General features: G+C 38.1%; 26 protein-coding genes and 1 pseudogene. 12 read left to right on the top strand and 15 right to left on the bottom strand.

Annotation, left to right across the window (positions count from 1 at the left end; translation table 11 throughout):
• Positions 1-30: 30 nt before the first annotated feature.
• From purF to AC07WY_RS13890, 8 genes are all read right to left on the bottom strand, one after another.
• Positions 31-1,575, bottom strand: coding sequence for an amidophosphoribosyltransferase (purF, locus tag AC07WY_RS13925; protein ID WP_004719445.1), 1,545 nt, complete (start codon positions 1,573-1,575; stop codon positions 31-33).
• A 24-nt stretch (positions 1,576-1,599) separates the two neighbouring features.
• Positions 1,600-2,193 (bottom strand): CvpA family protein, encoded by a 594-nt coding sequence (locus AC07WY_RS13920; protein WP_004719444.1) that lies wholly within the window; start codon positions 2,191-2,193, stop codon positions 1,600-1,602.
• A 3-nt stretch (positions 2,194-2,196) separates the two neighbouring features.
• Positions 2,197-3,201: a quinone-dependent dihydroorotate dehydrogenase gene (locus tag AC07WY_RS13915; RefSeq protein WP_004719442.1), complete on the bottom strand. Its 1,005-nt coding sequence runs from the start codon at positions 3,199-3,201 to the stop codon at positions 2,197-2,199.
• Between the two features lie 89 nt (positions 3,202-3,290).
• On the bottom strand, positions 3,291-3,770 hold the full coding sequence (locus AC07WY_RS13910; RefSeq protein ID WP_419335803.1) for a type II secretion system protein M: 480 nt from the start codon (positions 3,768-3,770) through the stop codon (positions 3,291-3,293).
• Positions 3,770-4,912, bottom strand: coding sequence for a type II secretion system protein GspL (gene gspL / locus AC07WY_RS13905; RefSeq protein WP_494736533.1), 1,143 nt, complete (start codon positions 4,910-4,912; stop codon positions 3,770-3,772). The genes AC07WY_RS13910 and gspL overlap by 1 nt, the downstream gene beginning before the upstream one ends.
• A 38-nt stretch (positions 4,913-4,950) precedes the next feature.
• A complete protein-coding gene (locus tag AC07WY_RS13900; RefSeq protein WP_335954918.1) occupies positions 4,951-5,406 on the bottom strand; it encodes a SixA phosphatase family protein in 456 nt (151 codons plus the stop codon).
• A 91-nt stretch (positions 5,407-5,497) separates the two neighbouring features.
• Positions 5,498-6,571, bottom strand: coding sequence for an NAD(P)H-dependent glycerol-3-phosphate dehydrogenase (locus AC07WY_RS13895; protein ID WP_262086385.1), 1,074 nt, complete (start codon positions 6,569-6,571; stop codon positions 5,498-5,500).
• A 75-nt stretch (positions 6,572-6,646) separates the two neighbouring features.
• The gene (locus AC07WY_RS13890) at positions 6,647-7,222 is read right to left on the bottom strand and encodes a nitroreductase family protein (protein WP_419335805.1); all 576 of its coding nucleotides are present in this window, start codon (positions 7,220-7,222) and stop codon (positions 6,647-6,649) included.
• A 324-nt stretch (positions 7,223-7,546) separates the two neighbouring features.
• Between AC07WY_RS13890 and AC07WY_RS13885 the strand changes: the two genes are divergently transcribed.
• Positions 7,547-7,927: a hypothetical protein gene (locus AC07WY_RS13885; RefSeq protein ID WP_004719430.1), complete on the top strand. Its 381-nt coding sequence runs from the start codon at positions 7,547-7,549 to the stop codon at positions 7,925-7,927.
• Positions 7,928-8,019: 92 nt separating this feature from the next.
• Here AC07WY_RS13885 and rhlB read toward each other — a convergent pair whose 3' ends face one another.
• A complete protein-coding gene (gene rhlB, locus AC07WY_RS13880) occupies positions 8,020-9,171 on the bottom strand; it encodes an ATP-dependent RNA helicase RhlB (protein WP_004719428.1) in 1,152 nt (383 codons plus the stop codon).
• A gap of 106 nt (positions 9,172-9,277) precedes the next feature.
• Positions 9,278-9,490: a cold-shock protein gene (locus tag AC07WY_RS13875; protein ID WP_004822370.1), complete on the bottom strand. Its 213-nt coding sequence runs from the start codon at positions 9,488-9,490 to the stop codon at positions 9,278-9,280.
• A gap of 382 nt (positions 9,491-9,872) precedes the next feature.
• Between AC07WY_RS13875 and AC07WY_RS13870 the strand changes: the two genes are divergently transcribed.
• The 8 genes and pseudogenes from AC07WY_RS13870 (at position 9,873) to AC07WY_RS13835 (ending at position 15,088) form a co-directional block, all read left to right on the top strand.
• Entirely contained in the window at positions 9,873-10,112 is a 240-nt protein-coding gene (locus tag AC07WY_RS13870; RefSeq protein WP_004822372.1) for a sulfurtransferase TusA family protein, read from the top strand.
• Between the two features lie 138 nt (positions 10,113-10,250).
• Entirely contained in the window at positions 10,251-11,120 is an 870-nt protein-coding gene (gene rpoH / locus AC07WY_RS13865; protein WP_004719424.1) for an RNA polymerase sigma factor RpoH, read from the top strand.
• 176 nt (positions 11,121-11,296) lie between these two features.
• Positions 11,297-11,662: a DUF423 domain-containing protein gene (locus AC07WY_RS13860; RefSeq protein ID WP_004719421.1), complete on the top strand. Its 366-nt coding sequence runs from the start codon at positions 11,297-11,299 to the stop codon at positions 11,660-11,662.
• A gap of 50 nt (positions 11,663-11,712) precedes the next feature.
• Positions 11,713-11,910, top strand: a complete 198-nt coding sequence (thiS, locus tag AC07WY_RS13855; RefSeq protein ID WP_004719420.1) for a sulfur carrier protein ThiS — start codon at positions 11,713-11,715, stop codon at positions 11,908-11,910.
• Positions 11,911-11,924: 14 nt separating this feature from the next.
• Entirely contained in the window at positions 11,925-12,725 is an 801-nt protein-coding gene (locus AC07WY_RS13850; RefSeq protein ID WP_004719418.1) for a thiazole synthase, read from the top strand.
• Between the two features lie 77 nt (positions 12,726-12,802).
• Complete coding sequence (locus AC07WY_RS13845) at positions 12,803-13,483, top strand: hypothetical protein (protein ID WP_004719417.1); 681 nt, start codon at positions 12,803-12,805, stop codon at positions 13,481-13,483.
• Positions 13,483-14,187: a hypothetical protein gene (locus AC07WY_RS13840; protein ID WP_494736532.1), complete on the top strand. Its 705-nt coding sequence runs from the start codon at positions 13,483-13,485 to the stop codon at positions 14,185-14,187. Before AC07WY_RS13845 ends, AC07WY_RS13840 begins: the two co-directional genes overlap by 1 nt.
• 194 nt (positions 14,188-14,381) lie before the next feature.
• Positions 14,382-15,088 (top strand): annotated as a pseudogene (locus AC07WY_RS13835) (hypothetical protein).
• Between the two features lie 109 nt (positions 15,089-15,197).
• Here the strand turns inward: AC07WY_RS13835 and AC07WY_RS13830 are convergent.
• From AC07WY_RS13830 to AC07WY_RS13820, 3 genes are all read right to left on the bottom strand, one after another.
• A complete protein-coding gene (locus AC07WY_RS13830) occupies positions 15,198-15,512 on the bottom strand; it encodes a putative quinol monooxygenase (RefSeq protein ID WP_056512684.1) in 315 nt (104 codons plus the stop codon).
• 49 nt (positions 15,513-15,561) lie between these two features.
• Positions 15,562-16,143 carry an NAD(P)H-dependent oxidoreductase gene (locus AC07WY_RS13825; RefSeq protein WP_494736531.1) on the bottom strand — a complete coding sequence of 194 codons (582 nt, stop codon included), beginning with the start codon at positions 16,141-16,143 and terminating at the stop codon, positions 15,562-15,564.
• 203 nt (positions 16,144-16,346) lie between these two features.
• Positions 16,347-16,958: a glutathione S-transferase family protein gene (locus tag AC07WY_RS13820; RefSeq protein WP_494736530.1), complete on the bottom strand. Its 612-nt coding sequence runs from the start codon at positions 16,956-16,958 to the stop codon at positions 16,347-16,349.
• A 214-nt stretch (positions 16,959-17,172) separates the two neighbouring features.
• Between AC07WY_RS13820 and AC07WY_RS13815 the strand changes: the two genes are divergently transcribed.
• From AC07WY_RS13815 to AC07WY_RS13805, 3 genes are all read left to right on the top strand, one after another.
• Positions 17,173-18,624, top strand: a complete 1,452-nt coding sequence (locus tag AC07WY_RS13815; protein ID WP_494736529.1) for a SulP family inorganic anion transporter — start codon at positions 17,173-17,175, stop codon at positions 18,622-18,624.
• Between the two features lie 446 nt (positions 18,625-19,070).
• Positions 19,071-19,763 carry a LuxR C-terminal-related transcriptional regulator gene (locus AC07WY_RS13810; protein ID WP_494736528.1) on the top strand — a complete coding sequence of 231 codons (693 nt, stop codon included), beginning with the start codon at positions 19,071-19,073 and terminating at the stop codon, positions 19,761-19,763.
• Complete coding sequence (locus AC07WY_RS13805) at positions 19,709-21,649, top strand: sensor histidine kinase (protein WP_494736527.1); 1,941 nt, start codon at positions 19,709-19,711, stop codon at positions 21,647-21,649. Before AC07WY_RS13810 ends, AC07WY_RS13805 begins: the two co-directional genes overlap by 55 nt.
• Positions 21,650-21,810: 161 nt before the next feature.
• Here AC07WY_RS13805 and AC07WY_RS13800 read toward each other — a convergent pair whose 3' ends face one another.
• Entirely contained in the window at positions 21,811-24,276 is a 2,466-nt protein-coding gene (locus AC07WY_RS13800) for an ExeM/NucH family extracellular endonuclease (protein ID WP_494736526.1), read from the bottom strand.
• Positions 24,277-24,501: 225 nt separating this feature from the next.
• The gene (locus tag AC07WY_RS13795; protein WP_494736525.1) at positions 24,502-26,148 is read right to left on the bottom strand and encodes an AMP-binding protein; all 1,647 of its coding nucleotides are present in this window, start codon (positions 26,146-26,148) and stop codon (positions 24,502-24,504) included.
• Positions 26,149-26,231 lie beyond the last annotated feature (83 nt).

Below are 26,231 nucleotides of genomic sequence, written 5' to 3'. Positions count from 1 at the left end.
CCGCTTTTTCTCAATGTAAATCAAAGTTGCTTACATTTCTTCTTTGATACCGCTTAAATCCACAGATGCTGCATCGATATTGACATCAATATAACCATCTTTTTCCTTTTTCGCAGTATCACTACGACTTTGCTCAAGATCAGTTAAATATTGCTCATCAATATCGCCTGTGACATAAACACCGTCGAATACTGAACAATCAAAATCTTGAATGACAGGTACTTTACTGGTTCTTACTGCTGCTTTTAAATCATCCAAGTCTTGGAAGATTAAACGATCAGCACCAATAATCTCCTGAATTTCTTCAACACTACGATGTGAAGCAATCAACTCTGCTTTTGCTGGCATATCAATACCGTACACATTTGGATATTTCACCATCGGTGCGGCAGAAGCAAAATAGACTTTTTTCGCACCCGCATCACGTGCCATTTGAATGATTTCATTACAAGTGGTACCACGTACAATCGAATCATCAACCAACAAAACGTTCTTGCCTTTAAACTCAAGCTCTACAGGGTTAAGCTTTTGACGAACAGATTTGGTACGTTGTTGCTGACCCGGCATAATAAAGGTACGACCGATATAACGGTTTTTCATGAAACCTTCACGGAATTTCACACCCAACATATTCGCCAATTCTAAAGCAGAAGTACGGCTCGTATCTGGAATTGGAATCACCACGTCGATGTCATGCATATCGCCCCATTCACGAAGAATTTTCTTCGCAAGGGTTTCACCCATTTTCAAGCGTGCTTTATATACCGAAATACCATCGATGGTTGCATCAGGACGCGCAAAATAGACATATTCAAAAATACATGGGCGGTAACGCGAATTTGCCGCACACTGTTGTGAAAAGAACTCACCTTTTGAATTGATAAAGATCGCTTCACCAGGCTCAATATCACGTTCTACTTTAAAACCTAACGCGGTAATCGCTACAGATTCAGAAGCGATAATATATTCGGTTTCACCATTTTCAGTTAAACGCGAACCATAGATCAGTGGACGAATACCATTCGGATCACGAAAACCTACGATACCATGCCCTGTGATCATTGCAACGACGCCATAAGCACCTTTACAACGCTCATGTACACGTTTAACCGTATGAAAAATATCTTCAGGCATTGGCGTTAATGATGCACATTTTTGCAATTCATGAGCAAAAACGTTTAGCAATACTTCTGAGTCTGAGTCCGTATTCATATGACGTAAGTCAGTTTTGAATAAGTCATCGTGAATATCAGCCGCATTGGTTAAGTTACCATTATGCGCCAATGTAATCCCATAAGGTGAGTTTACATAGAAAGGCTGCGCTTCTGCACTACTTGAAGAACCAGCAGTTGGATAACGCACGTGACCAATACCATAGTTACCGAGTAATGCGCGCATGTGGCGAGTATGAAATACATCACGTACCATACCATTATCTTTTCTTAGAAAAAGACGTCCATTATGACAAGTCACAATCCCAGCCGCATCTTGCCCACGATGTTGTAACATCGTCAACGCATCAAATAACATTTGGTTTACAGGTGCTTTACCTGCTATACCAACGACTCCACACATAACTACCTCGCAGACCAGCTAGGACTAATAAAACGGATTCTTTGTCGAATGTGCTGATTTTTCATCGCTTTGAGTATCCGATGATCGATCAGCCTTAGTTACAGAAGTATCATCGGAACGATCTTCTGAATGTATATGATGTAATGCTTCATTTGCAGCATCTTTAGAGATTTCAGATGCCAAAGGTGCAAATGGTAACAGCGTCTGAATGAATTTGGATTGTTTCCACGTTGGAGAACTTTCAACCCACGGCCCTAAACCTTGCATAGTAATGAGGACGATGAACAAACCTTTCAAGGTCCCTAAAGCACTTCCAGCTAAACGATTTAACGGACCGAGTTTTAAAGTTTTTAAAATCTGATTGAGTAAGGCTGTGACAATCCACGTTAAAACAATAATGACCAAGACAATAAAAGCAAATGCAGCAATTTTCTGCACCACAGGATCCTGACTGAGTGCAGACATTGAAGGTGCGATGATATTGGCATATTTAGCACCGACAATCAGTGCAAAAATCCATCCTATCAAGTTCGCAAAGGCTTTCACGAATCCTTGTCGCAAACCGTTTAGCCCTCCAATGAGCAATAGAATCAGAATAATAATGTCTAAGGTATTCATATTTTAAATCATAGCGTCAACACAGTCTTTAATGAGTGTAGGACCTGTATAGATCATACCACTATAAATTTGGACTAAGCTTGCACCAGCTTGTTGTTTTGCAACAGCTTGTTCACCAGATAAAATGCCACCAACACCTATTAAAGGAATTTTACCTTGTAAAATTTTTGAAAAAGCCGCCAAACATGCCGTGCTCTTTTCAAATACGGGCGCACCTGACAAACCACCCGCTTCATCACCAAATGGTAAACCTTCTACACCCTCACGGGATAATGTTGTATTGGTCACAATCAATCCATCAATTTTAAACTGCAACAATTGTGATGCAATAAATTCGATATCTGAAGCTTCTAGATCTGGTGCAACTTTCAACACTAAAGGAACATAGTGCTGCAATTCTTCTGCCAACTCTAACTGACGTTTTTTGAGTGTTTCCAAAAGTTCAGTGAGCGCATGGCCACTTTGTAAAGAACGTAAATTCTTGGTGTTTGGTGATGAGATATTAACAGTAATATAAGATGCGTAGTTATAAACTTTTTCAAGACAAACTAAATAATCGGAAACTGCATCTTCAACTGGTGTGGTGGCATTTTTACCAATATTGATACCAAGAATGCCTTTAAATTTTGCGGCTTTAACATTCTCAACCAATTGATCCACACCATCATTATTAAACCCCATACGGTTAATAATTGCTTTGGCTTGGGGAATACGGAAAAGGCGTGGCTTGGGATTGCCCTCTTGTGGCTTAGGCGTAATGGTTCCAATTTCAATAAAACCAAATCCTAAACCCGCTAAGGCATCGATATAAGCGCCATTTTTATCCAGTCCTGCTGCTAAACCAACTGGATTTGGAAACTCAATTCCCATGCAAGTGACTGGTTTGGCAGCAACAGTTTGACGAATCGCCCCCATTTTATGGGCAGATTTAAGCATGGATAATGTGAGTTCATGTGCACGCTCTGGTGCTAAAGAAAACAACAAAGGGCGAGCAAGTGAATACATCATAGCTACAAAAGTCTACTGCTTTTTAAGTTGCCATATTATAGGCACAGTATGTTGAAAAGGCTATGCTTGAACTGTGTTTATTTTCACTACTACTGTACCGTCGCTGTTAATTTAATCTGCCCACCTTCTTTGGCTAACTCCATCTTTTCCAAACTCACACCCATTTGAGCGATTTGGGTTAAAAAGTTAGCTAAAACCGCATAGTTTTGATGTTGTGCAATAATCTGAAATTGCTCACCCACTTGCTGCGAGGCAATCGAAAGTCCTTGTTGTTGAGCCACACGCTGAATTTTATCCGCAGTAGTTAATGCCAAATCATCTGCGGGCTTCATGGTCACCACATTACTTTGCATCCACACCACAAGATCTTTCATCTGATTTAAACGTGCTTGCTGTTTTTCGGCAGCTTTATGGGTGTACCACAACGCCGCACCCACAATTGCCACAATGACAAAAATCGTAGTAAAAATAACCATGACACGTTCACGTGGAGATATTTTCTCTAAATTCTCTGCGATTTTCTCAGACCATATATCCAGTCGATTTTGTACATTTTTCATTGTTTTCATTATTGTATCTTCACCACACCAACGACAGATGCACCTTGCGTCTGAACATTGCCTAATTCTGCTTTAAAGCCCTGTTGATTCAGTTGCGTCACCAAGGTTTGTAAGCCTTCAGCATTTTTCGCCACCAGATCCATATTTAACACAGCTGTATCATAATTTACACGACTGGCAATGATCTGATGTTGCATTAAAATTGGCCCCACACGACTGAGTAATTGTAAAGCTTGGGTATTTGCACTCTGACTCAGTGCCAATTTATTTTTAAACTGACGTTCTACAGACTCTTCTGTAATCCGTTGCTCATTCGGAAACCATTTTTTGTACTGATCCACTGCAATCAAAGCAGTTTGATCTGCAACTTTCTTCAGTTTAATCCAACGCAAAGCATCGTAACTCAATTGCGCAATGATCAAAACAACCACCAAAACTGCACAGGCTTGCCAATAACGAGAAACACCTTGATTGGCTTGCTTGGCTTTTGGCAATACATTATAAGGATGTAGTTTCGGTTTTTTGATTTCACTAAATTGATAATCAAAAGGCTCTCGCTGATCCGCAGCAGCAATGGCAAATAAGCTGACCGCTTGCTCATCTGTCAATCCGCTATATAAATAGCTTTTCTCTCGATCAGCGAAATCCAAATATACATTCAGATCATCAATCGAATTACCCAGAAACTCACTTTCTCGAACCAATAATTGCCCGTTAACATTGGCCAAAATCGTCTGTCCGACTTCTGGTACAGGCAGCATCAAAAAGTCAGGTAATAAAGAGACAATTTTTAACGGAATCAATGACAAGGAATGCTGCATTGTGGTGACAGCATATTGATGAATCCCCAATATTGAAACCTGATCGGGTTGTTGAAAGTGTGAAAACACTTTCATCTGATCAATCGGCAAAATCACATATTCTTCTAATAAATATTTGACACCATCTACACCCAATTGTTTATATTGAGTTTTACTGAATTTCTGTTGAAGAATTTGCACTTCACGACTTGGGAAGAAAACCACAGCTTCTTCACCTTGGTAAAGTTTAATATCTTGTATTAATTGTTCTAGGCTCGAAGATTTAGTCCAATCACTTCCTCGAGACCACTGCCAAACCCCATTGGCTTCAGGCATCCATAAGTACAACATTTATCGTTTTCTGCCGTTAAGTTCTTTTAACAATGCTTTTATACAGTTGGAATAAAGGCTTTATCTTGTGTAGATAGACCATTTGCAATCACAGTTTGCTCATAAATACGAGCCTCTGCCAAGGCAAAAGGATTAAAATGTTCATGTGTCAGTTGTTCTGCAATATGTGCCACAACATTCATATGACATACCACCACAATACGTTCAAATGGCAATTGTGACAACCATTCGATTGCTAATTTTGCATCATCATCTGGCTTTATTTTGTCACAGACCAATACAGATATATTCGGGAAGTAGGTCTGTATGTGCGCCAATGTTTCTTGTGCTCTTAATAAAGTGCTGACGACAAATACATCCGGCTGCACGATTTCTTTTAAAAAATTAGCCGTTTGTTCTGCTTGTAAATGCCCACGTTGTGTTAAAGGCCGTTTACTATCCACCCCATTGACGGGTGGAGCTGCTTCACCATGACGCACCAAAGTCAGTTGCATAAGATTTCCTTTTTAATACTGCACTGATTATAACGAGGCTTTGTTACAAATCCATCTCTAAAGTTTTGAATATTGTGCCAACAACACACGATTAAACTTCGTTATGCGGAAGCACAAACTCTACATCACTACGATGCCCATTCTTCATCAAAGAAACGGCAATATTCAGTGGCGGCGCACCTTCAAAAATAACTTCATACAATGCCGTGGTAATTGGCATATAGACATCCAACTCCTTTGCACGTGCATTAACTTGTACAATGGTATTGATCCCTTCAGCGGTTTGTCCCAATTCAGAGGTTGCTTGTTCCAGTGTCTTTCCAGAACCCAAGGCAAAACCAACTTGATAATTTCGGCTCAACGGGCTATTACAGGTTGCGAAAAGATCACCCACACCAGACAAACCTAAGAATGTTAAAGGATTTGCTCCCAACTTAACTGCAAAGCGACTCATTTCAGCCAAAGCACGGGTTAAAATCATACTCTTGGTATTTTCCCCAACTTTATAAGCAGCGGCCATTCCCATTGCAACAGCATAAATATTTTTAAGTGCCCCACCCAATTCGACACCATGTACATCATCACTGCCAAACACTCGAAACAATGCACTATGTAGTGCTTGTTGTACGGCATAACGCACTAATTCACTATCACTGGCAATGACTGTACCTGCAGGTTGTCCTGCAACAATTTCTTTGGCTAAATTAGGTCCTGAAAGAACACCATAAGGAACTTCAGGAAGCTCTTCACGAATGATGTCACTCATAAAGCTAAAGGTTTTTGCTTCGATGCCTTTGGTTAATGAAACAACAGCTTGTGCACTAATAAACGGTTTAATTTGACGTAAAACATCACGAAAAGAATGGCTTGGGATTGCCACCAGAATAATATCGCGATCACGCACTGCATCTTCTAGATTTGACTCAGCACGTAAACCCGCTTCCAATTGAAAATCTGGTAAATAGCGTTTATTGATATGAGTCGCATTAATTTCAGCTGCGATACTTTCATCACGAATCCAAATCATGGTATCACAACCATTACGTACTGCTGTATTTGCCATTGCTGTACCGAAACTACCACCACCCAGTACAGTCACACGCAACGCTGTTTTCTGACCCAATACAATAGGTTCAACTAAATCTTTAAATTGTAAATCCGACATTTATTGTTATCCTAAAATGCTTGTCCTAATAACCCAATGATTTTTTCAATCTGAAAATATCAATAATTTTTTGACTCAAGCTTGCCAAAAATGAACATATTGTGTTGTTTCAACCTCTGCACGCGGAGCAATCGCTTTTGCCGCTGTACCAACATAAATAATGCCTGAAATTAAATCTCGTTCAGCTATACCCAATGCTGATTTTAATAATTTAGATTCAACAACCGCCCCACTCCGCCACATGGTTGCGAAACCTTGTACCTGCATCGACAATAAAAAGTTTTCAATTGCAGCGCCTGAACTCAGTGTTTGTTCAAAAAAAGGCACTTTAGGATGATCTTGGAATTTAGTCACGGCAAGCACTAATATAGGTGCTCTAAAAGGATGAAGTTTTACCCGTTCAACTTGTGCTGGATCTAATTCACCTAAGTCAGCAATAGATTGTGCCAGTAATGCACCAAATGCTTCACGTTGTTCAACATCCACGACAATAAATTGTGTGGGTTTTAAACGATGATGATCGGGTGCTGTTAAAGCGGCTTTAAATGCAATATTCAGTTGTGCGTGTGAAGGTGCAGGTTCAACCAAATGACCAATCGATTGACGTTGATGAATATTGTCATGTACTGCTTTGAAGTTTAAATCTGACATTGACCTATCTATTATCTGGTTAATTTCACTTGTTTCAAGATTAGCATAATCTAAAATCATTAAGCTATCTCCGATAAAATTTACTTGGCATCTGTCAATATTGCATACAACTTATTGTTAGGTTATCAATGAGCATGATTGCTCACAAAAAATGCCTTGAAAACCTTTTGGCTTCGAAAATAAAGCCAAATCATCAATAAACTTAAAAAAAACTGCAAAATTTATACATGTTTCTCAATATTTAGCCCACATTCTATGCTCAAATTATAACTAATTTAAAAGCAGTATCTTTTTAATTTTTAGTACAGGAATTTGAGAATCAATATGAATAAATTAACAACGATCACTTTACTTGCTAGTTCAGCGTTACTCTTCACTGCGTGTGCATCAAATCCAACACAAACTTTAGCGATTCAAAAAGCAGATAACCAGTATGAAGTCACTGGCTTAGGTAAAGACCAAATTACCGCAAAAAATAATGCCATTACTGCAGCAAACAAGGCTTGCGGTAAAAAAGGTGCGCCAGTGTTAGTAGATGAAAAAACTGAATACCATGGCAGTTTAAAAGGTGTCGTCGATGAACAGACTGGAAAAATGATCACTGCAGCAGCAGGCGTATTAGGTTCAGTAATGGGCAAAAACTACGGTATTGAAAAAGATACTGACTATCAAACAACATTGACCTTTAGCTGTAAAGCAAGTTAATCCGTTTAGCCGTCTAAACTAAAATAGCCAATAAAAAACCCACTTGAAATAAGTGGGTTTTTTAAACACAATTCGATAAAGAAACAAAAAACTTAGCAATAACCATCTAGTCGCGTTAAAGGCAATTTTTGCCCAATCGCTTTCTCAATAGTCGGTAAATTAAATGCATCATCTTCAGACAAGAAACTAATACTTACACCCTGTGTACCTGCACGACCTGTACGACCAATACGATGTACATAATCATCTGACTGTTCAGGTAAAGTGAAATTCACCACATGAGATACGCCATCAACATGAATACCACGGCCAGCAACATCCGTTGCGATCATAATATTATGTTGACCATTTTTAAATTGATCTAACATTTTCAAACGTTTATCTTGTGCTATTTCACCAGATAGCATCACCACCTTATAACCATCTGCTTTTAAATGATCATAAAGTTTACGTACTTGATCACGGCGATTGGCAAAGATCATCACTTTTTCAATGGGTTCATCTGCCAAAATTTCGCGCAATAAGCGATATTTATCTTTCTTTTCGACCACATATACACGCTGTTCAACATCAGCATTGGTTTTCTTTTCAGGCTCGATTTCTACTGTAACTGGCTCACATAACCATTGTTGGGCAAGATTGAGAACATCATAGCTAAATGTTGCCGAGAACATTAAGGTTTGACGTTGCTCTTTACGTGGCGAAAAACGCACAATCCGTTTAACTGATGGGATAAAGCCCATGTCTAATAAACGGTCAGCTTCATCAATCACCAAAAATTCAATTTGATCTAACCAAACTTCTTTTTGTTCTGTGAAATCAATTAAACGACCAGGGGTTGCCACTAAAATATCAACAAAACCTTGATCCAGTTGTTTTCTTTGCTTATCAAAATCAACGCCGCCAACCAAAGTCACGACATTTAGATTGGTATATTTGACCAAATCTTTTGCATCATTTTCAATTTGAATTGCAAGTTCACGTGTTGGCGCAAGAATCAATGCACGTGGCTCACCACGGAAACGTTGTTCTTTAATTGGGTTTGTGAGCAAATCATTAATAATACTGACTAAAAATGCCGCTGTTTTACCTGTGCCGGTTTGAGCACGACCAATTGCATCATGACCTGCTAAAGTATATTTCAATACTTTTTGCTGAATTGGGGTCATTTCTTTAAACCCTAAAGCATCAATCGCTTGTTTAAGTTGCGGATGTAAATTAAGGGTTTCGAAACCTGATGACATAAATACGAGCTCTAACTGTAGACACTTTTAATTGCGCCCATTATAAACAAAAAACGCCCCAATTTATAAGAAATTGGAGCGCCACTTAAATTTTAAAAATTTAAGATTAGTCTAAAGGCTGAACTTCTTCAGCTTGAAAACCTTTTTGACCTTGCACAACACTGAATTCAACGCGTTGACCGTCACGAAGTGAACGATGACCGTCACCTTGAATAGCACGGAAATGAACGAATACGTCATCACCGCCTGCGCGTTGGATAAAGCCGAAGCCTTTAGTGTCGTTGAACCATTTAACTACGCCTTGTTCACGAGCTGTCATAAGTTAATCCTCAGTTATTAAGAAAAAGGGACCACCCGGTGTTGCAAACAGCAGAGCAAACAAAGTTTTAAAATATTTTCTAATTTCAAAGCTTGTAATCATTCTGTAAAACTATTAACAAAATCCCGGTTACATCCATCTTGTAATAGGGTTTCAAAACAAGAATTGTTTCTGATAAATCCTAAATACGCAACGAGCTTAACATGGGTTTATGACAATTAATAGAATTTTTTTTGATAATTATTTTCGATATCAAGCGTGTTTTTTAAACAGCTTCACGATTATTTTTTATTTGTTGAAGAATCTTCCAATTTTTGTTGGGGTGTTTCAATAAACTTGGTAAAATATGTGTTCCATAACCCTGTTGTTACCTTGCCAAAAAATGAATGAACCTTTAGGCCAGACAGCGATTGAAATAAATTGTATGGGTAAACCCTGTCCAATGCCTCTATTAATGTTAAAGCGTGAATTAAAAAGAGCATTGCCTCATCAAATATTTCTTTTAATGTCCTCTGATCCGCACAGTGAAATTGATATTACGCGTTATTGCGAGATCAACAAGATTTCTTGCCAATTGACTAAACGATCAGAGCATGAATTTCATTACTTAATTGAATCTTAATTATTTTCAATTCAAATTATTTTTTGCAAATTTGCATATATTTTTACATTTCGATACCCAAATTTCCTTACTTATGTACAATATTCGAATTAAGATGAATGCATTAGCTATACAACGAAATTCCTATAAGGAGAACCCATGAGTGACAGCAGCAATCAGTTGATGCCCCTGTCCTTATCTGCACCAGGTGTTAACTTAGGTGCTTATATCAGCACCGTAAATCAGATTCCAATCTTGACAGCTGAACAAGAAAAAGAGTTAGCTGATCGCTATTTTTACGATCAAGATTTAGATGCTGCGAAAATGTTAGTGATGTCTCACTTACGTTTTGTGGTGCATATTGCGCGCAGTTATGCGGGCTATGGTTTGCCACAAGGTGATTTAATTCAAGAAGGTAATCTCGGTTTAATGAAAGCAGTTAAACGCTTTGACCCCAATATGGGCGTGCGTTTGGTGTCTTTTGCTGTGCACTGGATTAAGGCTGAAATTCATGAATATGTGATTCGCAATTGGCGTATTGTCAAAATTGCGACCACCAAAGCGCAACGTAAATTGTTTTTTAATTTACGTAGCCTAAAAAAATCAAGTAAAAAACTTACACTTGAAGAAGCACAATCAATTGCCAACGACTTAAATGTAACAGCAGAACAAGTCTTGGAAATGGAAGGTCGTTTAACCGCTTATGATGCTGCTTTTGAAGCTCAAGGTGATGACGATGACGAAGGTTCAACTCATGTTGCACCAGCGCTTTATCTCGAAGATAACCGCTATGACCCTGCTCGTTTAGTCGAAGAAGAAGATTACGAAGAACAAAGTACTTCAGCTTTGCATAATGCTATGGAACAGTTGGATGATCGCTCACGCAACATCTTACAGCGCCGTTGGTTAGATGATGATAAATCGACCTTGCATGAACTGGCTGCAGAGTACAATGTCTCTGCTGAGCGTATTCGTCAGTTAGAAAAAAATGCCATGGACAAAATCAAAGTTGCCATGTCATCCAACTAAATCTTCAAAACTGTCTGCATTGCAGACCAATAATTTATATTTTCAATAAAAGGGCGACATGCCCTTTTATTTTGCCTGATATTTTTGTCAAATCTTTATTCTTAATAGATTTTGCCTTTAATCCCGCTTCGAAATTGTGTTAATGTTATGCGCAAATTTATGCAGATGACTGGCTTATGTGGATTGCAATTTCAGCACTGAATTTAGCGCTTGCAGTAATCTTAGGTGCATTTGGCGCACATGGTTTAAAAGCTCACGCAACTGAAGCCCAGTTGGCATGGTGGCAAACAGCAACTGATTATTTTTTCTACCACGCACTGGGCCTATTGGCACTGGCTATTCTCAGTAAAGTCATCCCTCAACTTCCAATCAAAGCCAGCTTCTTACTCATCCAAATCGGTATTTTATTTTTCTGCGGTTCGCTTTATGTCATGGCACTGGGTTTACCACGAGGTTTAGGTGCAATTACACCCATTGGTGGAGCACTGATGATTGCAGGTTGGCTGGTCCTTGCATGGAATGCATTGAAATACGCTAAATAAAATTATTTTGATTTTAGACATCACAATTTGCGCAATCGAATGGAATGTATATGCAAATTTTCTTAAATGGTGAGCCTCAAGAAACCGCTTGCCAAAATCTTTTACAACTGGTTCAGGAACTTTCACTCGAAGGTAAACGCTTTGCCGTAGAAATGAATGAAATGATCATTTCCAAAAGTAAACTTGAACTTACCCCTATTGCTGAAAAAGACCGTATTGAAATCATTCACGCTGTCGGTGGCGGCTAATTTGGAGCTCTCCCATGCTAGATTTTCCTACTGAAAACTCCCCTCTTATTATCGGTTCTCGTACTTTTCAATCTCGTCTTCTCGTGGGTACGGGTAAATACAAAGACATGCAAGAAACTGATTTAGCAATTCAAGCCAGTGGCGCTGAAATTGTGACAGTGGCGATTCGCCGAGTAAACATTGGGCAAAATCCAGATCAGCCTAACTTACTGTCAATCCTTCCACCTGAAAAATACACCATCTTACCGAACACAGCGGGTTGTTTTGACGCCAATAGCGCAGTACGTACCTGTATGCTTGCACGTGAACTTTTAGATGGCCATAACCTGGTCAAATTGGAAGTATTAGGTGATGAGAAAACCCTTTATCCAAATGTAACAGCGACACTTGATGCAGCTCGCACATTGATTGAAGATGGCTTTGAAGTAATGGTGTATACATCGGATGACCCTATTGTGGCTCAAGAACTTGAAAGCATGGGTTGTGTTGCGATCATGCCTTTAGGTAGCTTAATTGGTTCTGGCCTAGGCATTTTAAATCCGCATACGATTTCAATTATTAAAGAAAATGCCAAAGTGCCAGTTTTGGTTGATGCTGGTGTAGGTACTGCAAGTGATGCCGCAATCGCAATGGAATTAGGTTGCGATGGCGTATTGATGAATACCGCGATTGCCGCTGCACATCATCCAATTTTAATGGCATCAGCAATGAAAAAAGCGGTTGAAGCTGGACGTGAAGCCTATTTGGCGGGTCGTATGCCACGTAAACGAATGGCAAATGCGAGTTCACCAGAAACAGGTTATTTCTTTAAATAATCGTTTGAATTGCCTAAAAGGATTTCTTGAAGTCCTTTTAGGCTTAAAATATCTTGATAAATTCATTGAGAAAGGTCATGAATAAAATAATAAATACCGCCCTGCTCCTGAGCGTTTATTCATCGCTAAGCTTTGCAAGTCAGCCTTCTACCTCATTACAAAAATTTGTCCCAAACAATTGGGAAATTCTTGCTCAAGCAGAAGGTGACTTGAATCAAGATGGTAAAAAGGATATTGCCCTCATCATCCAACCTAAAAATGAAAGTCAGCACAATCGAAAGCTTTTAGTGCTTTTTCAAAAAGGCCAACAATTACAACTTAAGCTAAGTCGACAAATCCCTAACTGGACCTATCGTTCAGAAGAACTCTGTATCGAAGATGCTCTAGATGACTCCTCATTGACGATCGAAAATCAACGCTTAGATGTGTTATTCAATACCATGTCATCCTGTAGCAATACGTATGGCTTGATGTATACCTATGGGTTTAAACTAAAAAACAATCAATTCCACCTGATTGGATTTGATGCTTATGATTTAGATAAAATTAGTGGCAAACAAAAAGAAACTAGCCTTAACTTTCTAAGCAACAAAGCCAAAGTGACCACAACGCCAAATATCTTTGCAGAAGTTGAAACGCCAGCCAAAATTGTTTGGAAAACGCTGAAAACCTCGACAAGCTATACCTTGGAGAATATTCCTTGGGACAACGAACAATTTATTCATAACTTTAGCGTTCAATTTATTGGAGAAAAATAATGAAAAACAAAACTGAATTACTTTTATTTTGTGCATTAACAACATGCTCAGCTTTGGTTTGGGCAGACACCAGCACCAAAGCTGACTATCAATCATTTATCCCTAAAAACTGGAAAGTGTTGAGTAAAGTACAAGGTGATTTAAATGGTGATAAGCAAACAGATCTTGCCTTAATTATTGAAAATACAGATCCAAAAAATATTGTGACAAATGATGGATTAGGTAATCCTCAGCTGAATTTAAACAATCGAAAGTTATTAATTTTATTTAAAGCCCCTCAAGGCTATCGTCTTGTTGCAAGTAATTCCTCGCTTCCTACTGAGGGAGATAAAGAATCACCTTGTCTTGCTGACCCTCTAGGTGAAGACGATCCACTCACCATCAAAAATGGATTAGTTAAAATTAATTTACATTATTGGCTAAGTTGCGGTTCATGGTCTGTCTATAACAATGCTTTTACTTTCCGTTATCAAAACCAGTCTTTTAAGCTGATTGGTTACGATACAGATTACTTCCATCGTGCATCTGGTGAAACCAGTGCGAAAAGTATCAATTTTCTAACAGGTAAAATTAAAAACACTACAGGTGGTGGTGAGTTTGAAAATCAGGATCAAGCTAAGCAAGTTTCTTGGTCCAAATTAAAGAACAGTTATACACTTAAACTTGAGCAGATCAATTTTAAAGACTACGGCGAGTTTGAATAAAATACGTTTCGGATCTACCAACGATTCATAAATATGCCATATTATTCTGAGAATAAAGGTATCGAAGAGAACTCGACATTTGCCATAAAAAATTAGCTAAGACAAGGTAGTCAAAAGTGATCGCTTGGAGACATGCCTAAAAATAGGCATAAATTTAATAAAAAATTTACGATTCAGTGAATTGGAAGAAAACCATGAAAAATAACAATCTATTACTTCTATTTTTTACATTAACAGTCTGCTCAAGTTTAGTGTGGGCAGAAACTGATACTGAAGCTGATGTTCAAGCTTTCATTCCTAAAGATTGGAAAATACTAAGCAAAGTTCAAGGTGACTTAAATGGTGATCAACAAGCAAATATGGTACTGATTATTGAAAATACGGATCCCATAAATATTGTTAAAAATAAATTCAATCATAAAAAGTCAGCAAATCTTCTACTTAACCAAAATGAGCGAAAATTATTAGTTCTATTTAAAGACGCTCAAACTTACCGCCTTATCACCAGTAATTCCTCACTCCCTAGGGAAAGCAACAATGAACGCCCTTGCCTTATCGATCCATTGATTGTAGACAGTTCACCAATCATCCAGAATGGATAACTTAAGATCACATTAAATTACTCGTTTCGGTGTAATTCATGGGAGGTCTTTAATAATATTTATACTTTCCGCTATCAAAACCCATCATTCGATCTGATCGGTTATGATTTACATTACTTTGACATACCATCAGGTGACAGTCGAACAGAAAGTACTAATTTTTTAACAGGGAAAATCAAAAATGTCACCAGTACGCAAGCACTTGATCTTAAAAACGCACCCAAAATATCCTGGTCAAAATTGAAAAAGCACCTTTGCCCAAACTTGAGCAAATCAACTTTGAGCGTTATGTTCAATGATGGATGTCTTTTATAAATTATTTTTTAAAAACAATAATTCAACATAAAAGAATCCCTCACCCTAGCCTTCTCCCAAAGCGAGAAAGAAGCTTATAACAATAAATTAGCTTTAAAATCCTTGTTCTAAAATACGGATTTTAACATCAGCAACATGCTCTTTTACTTCAAGTTGATACGCTTGCATATGCTCAGTTTGCAAGTGTGCATTGAGATGTTCAATACTTTCCCATTTTTCAAGCATCACGATCAAATCAGAATCCTTGCTTTGATAACTTACATCAACACCAGCATCGACCAATAGCTGATAACCATGACAGCCTTGCTCTTGTAATACTGTCGGGGTAATTTTCTTAAATGCTTGGATAATTTTATCTTTGTGCAATCCATTTGGATATGCACGGATTTCAGCCACAATGGTCAACATTTTAGACTCCTTAAATTTTTTAAATGAGATACTCAAAATTCCAATTTGCTTAAGCAAAAAGCTGCTGTAAATGTTGGCGATATGCCTGTTCATATTGCGCAATTTGTGGTGCTTTAATCACATCATTGACAATAAATGTTTCTAAGCTTTGCATCCCTAAAAATTGATTGGCTTTATGAAAAGGTAAATACACACCATCTACACCAACACCATGGAAAAATTGCTCAGGATCATCAAAAGCTTGCAAGGGTGCATTCCAAGTTAACGACAACATATACTTTTTCCCCTGAATCAAACCACCTGAGCCATATTTTTTGGCAGCATCAGAACGGCTACGGCCATCGTTGGCATATAAACTGCCATAACCTGTAGTAAAAACATCATCAATATATTTTTTCATGGTCCACGGTGCACCCATCCACCAGCCCGGCATTTGATAGATCACAACATCCGCCCAGAGATATTTCTCCACTTCTTCTTGAGCATCATAATTTGCATCAGTACATGTCACTTTTACTCGATGTCCCAAATCGCTAAGTACTGCTTCACCTAAGTCAGTCAGGGTATCGTTTAATTCACCATTCGAATGTGCAAACTGTTTCGCACCATTTACAATTAAGATATTACTCATTGTTTACCTATGTTTTACCAATACGCTTGATTTATGGCGCAACTATAGAACTTATTTTTATCGCAAAAAAACGCAAAAATAAGCAAAACATTATTGACTAAAAATCAACAATAAACATCTTTCCCTCTTTCTACCCATTTCACGTTAATCAATTCAATAAAAAAGCACCCGTAGGTGCTCTTTGTATATCGACTCAAGCATACTTAAGGAATTAAACCTTCATCACGCATTGCAATCTGTACAGATTGACGTTCAGCGACTTTATTGCGTAATGCCACAATATTGGTAAATGGGGTTAGATCATGATGAATTAAATTCGACCAATTTGTCAGTACAAACAAGTACGCATCAGCAGGACCAAAGCGGTCATTGACCAAATAATCGTATTCCGACTCGGCAAGATAGTCATCTATATATTTCAACATTTTATCTATGGTTGCATAACCACGTACTTTTTCATCTTCAGTGATCGCTGGGTCAAAGAAGACGGCATATTCATCATGCAACTCTGAGTTTAAATAGCCCAACCATTCTAAAACTTTAGCACGTCCCAAACCTGATGGTGGGATCAAATCCTGTTTAGGATCGTGTTGTGCAATAAAAGGCAGTACTGCAACATTTTCAGTCAAAAGTAAACCTGGATTGATTTCTAATGCGGGTACATAGCCTTTTGGATTGATTTCGTAATAATCTGCGCCCTTTTCTGTTTTATGCGTTTTTAAATCAACACGTTCTAGATCAAAATCAACATTAATTTCGTTGAGTAAAATATGGGCAGCTAAAGAACATGCACCTGGTGAATAATATAATTTCATATCTAATCCTTGTTATATGACTGTTTAAGTTGTAAATAGCTCAGATCACAATTTCAAGTCGTAAAACATAAAATTGCAAAAAGCATAAATTTATAAAATCAGCTATAACTTGAATATTCAACAAAATGAAGACTTTTTCAAGTCAAAGTTAACTGCTTTTTCACTAAGAGATGTTTTAACATACGCATCTTTAAAGAATGATGAAAGGTTTATAGTGATTAGTCTAAAAAAAGCGGAGTGGTTTTCCAATATTCGTACAGATGTACTTGCTGGAATGGTCGTGGGCTTAGCACTTATTCCTGAATCAATCGCTTTTTCTGCAATTGCAGGCGTAGATCCACAAGTGGGCCTGTATGCATCGTTTTGTATTGCAGTGAGCATTGCTTTCTTCGGAGGGCGTACCGCAATGATTTCCGCAGCCACAGGCGCAATGGCGTTGCTAATGGTTACTCTCGTCAAAGATCATGGTTTACAGTATTTATTTGCCACCACAATTTTGACTGGAATTCTTCAGATTCTTGCTGGGTATTTTAAAGTTGCAAAACTGATGCGCTTTGTTTCACAATCTGTCGTCTATGGTTTCGTCAATGCATTGGCTATTCTCATCTTTGTGGCACAGATTCCTGAATTACAACGCATGGATTTGACGGCTTATCTATTTGTCGCCTTTGGCTTAGGCGTGGTTTATCTTTTCCCTTATATTCCCAAAATCGGTCAACTCATTCCCTCACCTTTGGTGTGCATTATTGTACTGAGTTTAGCAGCCTTATTTTTGGGTGCAGATATGCGTACAGTCAGTGATTTAGGAAAATTTCCAGACACTTTACCGCTGTTTTTAATTCCAGACATTCCACTTAACTTGGATACCTTAAAAATTATTTTTCCTTATGCCATCACCTTGGCCACCGTGGGTTTACTCGAAACCATGATGACAACCACGATTGTTAATGAAGTGACGCAAACTGAAGGTGATCGTCATAAAGAATGCCGTGGACAAGGCATCGCCAATATGGTCAGTGGGTTTATGGGGGGTATGGCAGGTTGTGCCATGATTGGGCAATCGATTATCAATGTGTCTTCTGGTGCACGAACTCGCTTATCGACCTTAGTTGCTGGTGTTTTTTTACTGTGTTTAGTGGTCTTTTTAAAAGAATGGCTGTCTTATATTCCAATGGCTGCACTTGTGGCAATTATGATTATGGTGGCTTTTACTACATTCAACTGGGACTCAGTCAAAAACTTTTCAAAACATCCCAAACAAAGTAATAGCGTGATGCTTGCGGTAGTGGTCATTGTACTGATGACGCATAACTTAGCTTTAGGCGTGTTGATTGGTGTACTTTTATCTGCACTTTTCTTGGTCAATAAATTAGAAAATGCAGTGCATGTCCAGTCTCATCTATTGAACAGCACGACCCGTAAATATGAAATTTATGGGCAAATTTTCTTTAGCAGTTCAGAAAAATTCTTTCAGTTTTTTGATTTTAATGAATCTGTTGATCATGTCATTATCGATTTAACCCATGCCCATATTTGGGATATTACCTCTGTCAGTATGCTCAATCAGGTACAAAACAAGTTTCTGCAAAATAACATTCAGGTTGAAATTATAGGGATGAATGAAGCAAGTCGTAGCTTAGTTGATCAATATAGTGCGGTAAAATAAACAGCATTATTTTTCTTAAGGCAGTGATGATCAGCGTTTAATACAGGTAAAGAACAATAGCCAAAATGGTAATTGCAATACATTGTATCACTGCCAAATTTCTAAGGAATTTAATCATCGTAAGCTACATCCATTATAAAAATAATCCATTATTCAGCGAATATAACCGATATTTTGCTGTTAAATTGTGATTTTTATCTACTAAAATTTGAATATTTACTTAACCAGTCTCAATAACCTTATCTCAAAAAGTTAACTTGGTCTCAATAAATTGACTTTAGGCATCATTTAATACTCAGTAAGTGCGTTAAATCTCGATTGTAATAAACTGAATATTCATTCCTAATCACTGAATTAAATACTAAAAATACCTATTATCAGGTATAGATAAAGCCATCAATATCTGAAAAACTAAGTCCAATAGACATGGGCGAGTTTTTTACATCATGAACAATGAGTTAAGTTTACCTGTTCCAGTCATCATCGTAGAAGATGAGCCGCTTATACAAAAAAGACTGACTGACATATTAATTAATCTAGGATACTCAATTGCAGATTTACGTTTTGCCCAAAGTTTAGCTCAAGCCAAAGAACAACTCAGTATACATTCAGCCTCTTTTGCATTGGTTGATTTAGGCTTGCCTGATGGAAATGGAATTGAGTTTATTGAGATTTTAAAAAACTATGATCCAACCATCATGATTTTAGTGATCTCTGCATGGAGCACTGAAGATGCGATCCTCAATGCACTAAGTGCAGGTGCAACAGGCTATGTACTCAAAGAAAGAGATGACTTAGAAGTTTCCCTTTCGATCAAAAGTGTCTTGCGTGGTGGAGCGCCGATTGATCCATTTATTGCTCAAAAAATTTTAAAACAACTACACTTTAATGAAAAAAATAATTCAAATAAAACTGAACTCTGTCAGAAAGTCACTGATCAGGACAGTGTATTATCCAAAAGAGAATTGGGAATTTTAGAACTGGTTTCTCAAGGCTTAAGCAATAAGGAAATTGCAGATCAACTCAATTTATCCCGTTATACCGTTGAATCTCATATTAAACATATTTATCGGAAACTTGCGGTATGCAACAGAGCCAAAGCCATCGATACAGCACGCAACTTAGGATTACTCGACTAATTCTAAAATTAATCGGGTTGTTCGGTCTTATGCTAAGTTTGACCCAGCATTTTGCTTTTGCTGGTGCTGCCTTAACAGGTCAGTCCAATACAACAGGTGCAGCCTGCCACTTTCAAATCCAAAGCATACAAGTTGCTCAAGCGCTTGCAAATCTCGAACAGGTTCCCCAACAGGGATGGAAAACAGTCACCTTGCCAGATGACTGGGCAACGCGCTGGAAAAACTACACAGGCACTGCTTGGTATAAAATCAAATGGCAATATCAGTGTGATCAGGAAAATCAACCTGTCGCCTTACTGATTGAACGAATCAATATTGCAGGAGCTGTCTATAGCAATAATGAACTGTTATGGAAAGACAAATCCTTAGTAGAGCCATTGTCTAGAAGTTGGAATATGCCAAGGTATTGGGTACTTCCTGCTACATCTATTCAAAACCAACAAAATGAAATTTTAGTCCGTGTTGTAGGGGTTGCATCACAACATTCAGGTCTAGGAAAAATTAAATTTGGTCAGGCCGAAGATATCGCCAATCAACAGGATCAGTTGGTTTTTGAACGGCGAACTTTATTTTTTATCAATATTATTATTACCTTTGTGGTAGGAACTACAGGTTTTACCATTTGGCTATTTCGACGCCAAGAAAAAGCCTTTGGGTGGTTTGCTTTAACTTCATTTTTATGGGTATTGTTTGCCTACAATATCATTTCGACCATTCCTCTTCCTTTTACCGACAGTATCTTAACAGCACGTCTAAATCTGGTATTTTTAGTCGGATATACCTATTGCCTCTGTTTATTTGCTTGGCGTTTTGCCAATCGCCATTATCCGTATTTAGAACGTTTACTTTTATTGACCTCTACAATCGCAATTGCGGCATTGCTATTGACACCGATCAATTATCTAGAGCGTAGCTTATCCTCTGTCTTTTTCTATTCTGGCATGGTATTTATTTTTAACTGCTTGTTTTTTCAGTGGATTGCTTTTAAACGTAGAAAGATGGACATTCTCCTGCTTGCGTTTATTTTCCTCATCTATTTACTTATTATTGTTCATGATTTTTATAGCATGATCCATCATCTGGATCAGACGCTCTATTGGACGCCATTGGCTGCACCAATTACCAGCTTAGCGATTTCGTTTATCTTGGCTTATCGTATTTCGCAGAATGTTGGACGTATTGAAAAATTTAATCAGACGCTTGAAGAAACTATTGAAAAAGTCACGTTTGACTTAGAACAATCTTTAGATAAAAAATACCAACTCGAAATTGATAATATGCGGTTGCAAGAGCGTCTAAACCTGTCCCATGAATTACATGATGGACTGGGTGGTTCAATTGTTCGCTCGATGATTATACTAGATCACAGTGAACATATTGAAAAACAGCAAGTAATCTCTATGTTTAAACTGTTAAGAAATGACTTACGCCAAGTGATTGACTCAGGAAGCAGTGCTGGGGCAAAAATACCAGAAAGCCCAGTGATGTGGGTTGCGCCATTGCGTCATCGTTTTATACAAATTTTCGAAGAAATGGAGATTGAATCGACTTGGATTTTTGCAGAAAAATGGAAACATAAACCGCTTGCATTGATTTGTTTAACCTTTTCTCGTGTCGCAGAAGAAGCCTTAACCAATATTGTAAAACACAGTCATGCAACTGATGTCGAAGTTTCGTTGGTTGAAGATGAACGACAACAACTCGTTTTAACCATTCAAGACAATGGCATTGGCTTTGAAGTAGATCAAGTTCAAGCTGGTTTGCATGTGGGTTTGCAGAGTATGCAAGTGCGAGTAAAAAGAATTGGAGGTAGTTTTGAAATCCATTCTCAGCAGGGTTTTACTGTGATCCGAGCCATAGTACCGTTGAAAGATAAAACTGAATGATTTGGATAGATGAAATAGAATTTCGACCACTCATTCGCTTGATCTATGAAGAGATTCAGTCTTAAATCAGTTGGTGCAATTTTTTATGTTATATAGTTTTATAAAAGCATAAAAAAGAGAAACTAGATCACTAGTTTCTCTTTAAAAAAGATATCAGCGTATTAGGATTTCTTTTTAGAGCGCGCTAATACTGAGCTCGCTGTAAGCAACATCAGTCCAAATAAAGACCATAGTCCCGTACTGCCCCCACTGCTCTTATGCCCACCTGTAGTACCACTTGATTCATTTAAATCTAAATCAACAATAACCGGATCGTGATCAGAAGAACGGAAAGCATCTGGCGCATAGAAAGAAGCAATTTGTTCTTCAGTCTTATATTCTTCATTGTAGTCTAATGCTGTTGGTTCATCAGCATTGATATGCCATGCAAAAGTACGTTTAACCATTGGGTATAAGTTTGCATCTGCAATTGCATGATCTAAATTACCCGCACCACCATTCCCTGTTGCATCACTGGCCACACCAAAGACATAGCTATATGCAGATTTACCTTGCCCTACTTTTTCATCATTTAGCAATATTTTGTAGTTGGCTTTTTCAAATGCCAAGATTGGATCTTCTTTGGCATAACTGTTCATATCCCCGACCAATAAATAATTTGGCTTTTCAGCTTTGGTCGGATTGGTTGCAATCCACTGAATCAATTTTTGTACTGCAGTAACACGAGTCGGATTCCAACAGCCTTGACCATCACCTTGGTTTGCTTCTGGTGAGGTTTTATCGTCAGGACAACTACCTTTAGACTTTAAGTGGTTTGGTACAACAGTAAAGGTTTTTCCTCCCGTTACCGCTTGGAAGCTTTGTGCCATCGTGACTCGGTTTTTCTGTGTCAAATCATCATATACCACAGGATTACCAACAGGTTTTACACGTTTGCTATTATAAATAATCGCAACTGCAATCACGTCAGTACCTAACTTATCCATATTCGGTGGGATGACATATTTCCAATCTGCACCCAAAGCTTTGGTTAAGTAATTCACAGCACTTTTTTCGCCATAACCATTGTTGGCAATTTCCATTAAGCCATAAACATCTGCATCAATGGTTTTAATCGCACTGACTATTTTGTCATGTTGACGATTAAATTCTGAAGGAGTATTCGCACCACGATCTGGTTTAACACCAATCAGCGGCGAATTGTCATAATTTAAGACGTTAAATGCGGCAACACGAACCTGTTTACTCTCTTTTGCCAAGACGGTTGAATTCCGCAAATTGCTGTCTTTGACAACCTCAGGCAAAGCTTTGTTTTGAATCGGTTGAATACGCCAAGCATTAAAACGGTATTCCAAAATCCCTTCAACATTTTTAAGCTGATAGCCTGTACGTAAAGTGTTTGCCGCATTAAATGTTTGTGGCAACCATGGTGTTCTGTTTTGATTGTTATAACCATCATCCAAAATAATCTTTGACAATAAATTTTGTTTTGCTAAAGCAACCGCTTCATTGGATTTCGCAGGATATAAATTGGTTGGGATATATAAGCGTCCCAAACTTAAAGACAATTGACCATATCGACCATAATCATAATTCTCGCTAACCGTTAAGGTTTGAGGAATTTTCACCAACATGCCTTGATAACGTTTAGGTGCATTGCCTGTAGCATCGGTTAAACTTGAAAATGGCAGTTGAATCGGGGTAGAACTCACTAGACTTGCGGCTTGATTATTACAGGTCTGAATATTGCTGCTCAGTTGATCAATTTGCAATTGATTTTCATAATTGGTTAAACGCCCTTTCAGAATCACTTCTTCACCCACTTTACCGCCAGTGTTTGTGCTTGCAGCAGGGAGATAGACAAAGATCGCATTGCTTAAATTTGCTTTAGCTTTACTGTCAGGAGTTTGAATATAAAAACCTGAAAAACCATTTTGATAGCGATAATCCGCAGTAATGACACCTCGAACCACATATTGTTGGTTTTGTGCCGCAGATTGTAAATCTGCAATTGCAGTATCAGCAGTACTACAACTGATTGCAGTGATTGGCGGTGTCGTTGTACCAGTACCTAAATAGCTACTGAATGCATTACGATCTGACCATTTGCTCCACTCACTGTCCAAATCAAAAGCACTATTTGGATCTACAGCGCTGACATCATTTTTATTTTTTATTCTGCTTAGGCTATTTTGATAGCTGGTGATTATTGTTCCCCAGCCACCATTTGCTGGTTTGTCCCCAATCCGTCCAAAACGGTCTACAGGTGTGCCTTTATACACAAGGACCAAGGCATCATCGCCATTAAATGACAAACCAGCAACCTGATTCACTTTAGTGCCAAGTTCTGCCTGTAATTCGGTACGACCTATAATAAATTTTGCCTTACTGGCTAAATTTCCCTCTAAGGTGTAAGTTGCTGTTTTACTCGTTGCCCCATTGGTATATTGTTCAATTTGATAATCTGCAAGATTTACAGTGCTGCCATCTGGATTATAAATTTCTAATCCTTTTCTATTTACTGTGCCATCGATGTATTGGCTAAACATCAATTGTGCATAGCTTGGAAATGAACAGCCCAATAATGCAAGGCTTAAACAAAGTGTATGTGGTTTTAAATTTTGCATAATTTTTAACGTTTGTTGAAATTTAAAGCAGATTAATTTTTATTAATGACAATATCGTGAATTTGAATCATTCTATTTAATCCATTTATTGTTTAGACAAAATCTATCACAGGCAAAGTGGACTAAAATTGTTATAACGACCTTAGAAATACGAGATCTTATGCTGAGCATAAAAAAAGCACCCTTTCGGGTGCAAAGCATGGAACTTTAAAAGATATTAAAATATTAAGCCTGCAATTGCATTTGCTGTAATTTAGCCACTTCTTGTTGCTTCAATAAATTACGTTGAATTTTGCCACTCGATGTTTTAGGTAAGCTTTCAACAAACTCAATTTCACGTGGGTAAGAATGCTTAGATAATCGTGAACGTACATATTCTTGTAATTTAGCATTCAATTGGTGACAACCCGTGAATTGAGGCTTGAGCACAACAAAAGCTTTTACGATCTCTGTTCTTTCTGGATCAGGTTTACCAATCACGGCAGATTCTAAAACTTCAACACATTCCAAAAGGGTACTTTCTACATCAAATGGCCCAACACGATAACCTGAAGTTGTAATGACATCGTCTGCACGACCAATAAAATCAACCCCACCTAATTCATTCAAGCGAACCGTATCCCCAGTTAAGTAATAATGACCAACGAAGGATTTACGATTATTTCCACCATAACCTTTAAACCATGTGAGTGGCGATTGAGAGAAGTCAATTGCTAGTGTTCCAATCTCTCCTCGTTCAACTTCTTGGTTATCTTGATTTAACACTGCAAAACGATGACCAGGATTAGCAAAGCCTGCTGAGCCGACTTTTATTGCATGTGCTAAAGCATGATGGTTACCAATCACCATACCTAATTCGGTTTGTCCATATTGGTCATAAATATTGACATTTAAGTCATGATTAAACCAGTGAATTACTTCAGGTGTTAAAGGTTCACCCGCACTGCTGACCGCACGTAAATGCGCTTTGATTGAAGCATTAAATTTTTCTTTAAAGCCAAAGAACATACGAAATGCTGTCGGTGAACCGGTAAGATTACTGACTTGGTATTTTTGAATAATTTCCAAAGCATGGTCGACACTAAATGCACGTTCATCCATGATAATACTGTGTCCCAATCCCAATGGGCCAGCAATACCATAATATAGACCATATGCCCAACCTGGATCCGCAAGGTTCCAAAATGAATCATCTTCACGTAAATCAACGGCGTGACGCATATATTCTTTAAAGGCCAAAATCGCTTTTAATGGTACTGGAACCGATTTTGCCAAACCTGTTGTTCCAGAGGTAAACATCATTAAAAAATCATCAGTAAAACTCAACATAACGGGTGCACATTCAGCTGATTGACCTGCTAGCTCTTGCCAAAAATCTGCATCCTTTGTTGTTGCAAAATCTTGTGGATGAACAGTCAGAATATGTGGAAGTTCAATCCCGTTTAGTTTTGGACGTTGTTCAGTGTTGGTGATGATCAGTTGGGTATTGGCTGTTGCTACGCGATGCCCAATCGCTTTTGATTCAAAGGCGGTAAATAAGGGCTGATAAATTGCTCCGATACGCCAAGTTGCCAATATGGTGATCAATAATTCTGGAGTCCGTGGTAATAAGCCAGCAATACAATCACCAGTTTTTAAGCCTAGCGAGTGTAAATAATTGGCTAATTTTCCTGATGCTTGTGCCAGTTGTTCAAAGGTCCATTGTGAAGACTCACCGTTTTTGCCTTCCCAGATCAAAGCCACTTTATTTAAACCGACAAAACGCTCGCAGCACTCGATATAGGCATTGATTGACTGTGGGTTGCCAACCAGTTGCTCATTGATTAGTTTTTCATAATCGAATTCTTGATAGGCTTGTTCCAATGTTTTCATGGCAATATCCTTGTATTTTCAGCACAAATCATCTCGATGTGCGGTTCCATATTTTGCTTTCTAGCTTTTCTAAAAATGTTGAA

Source organism: Acinetobacter sp. GW821-FHT01C12, assembly GCF_059422625.1.
The sequence above is the reverse complement of the archived record's forward strand: the minus strand, read 5'-3'. Positions and strand labels throughout refer to the sequence as shown.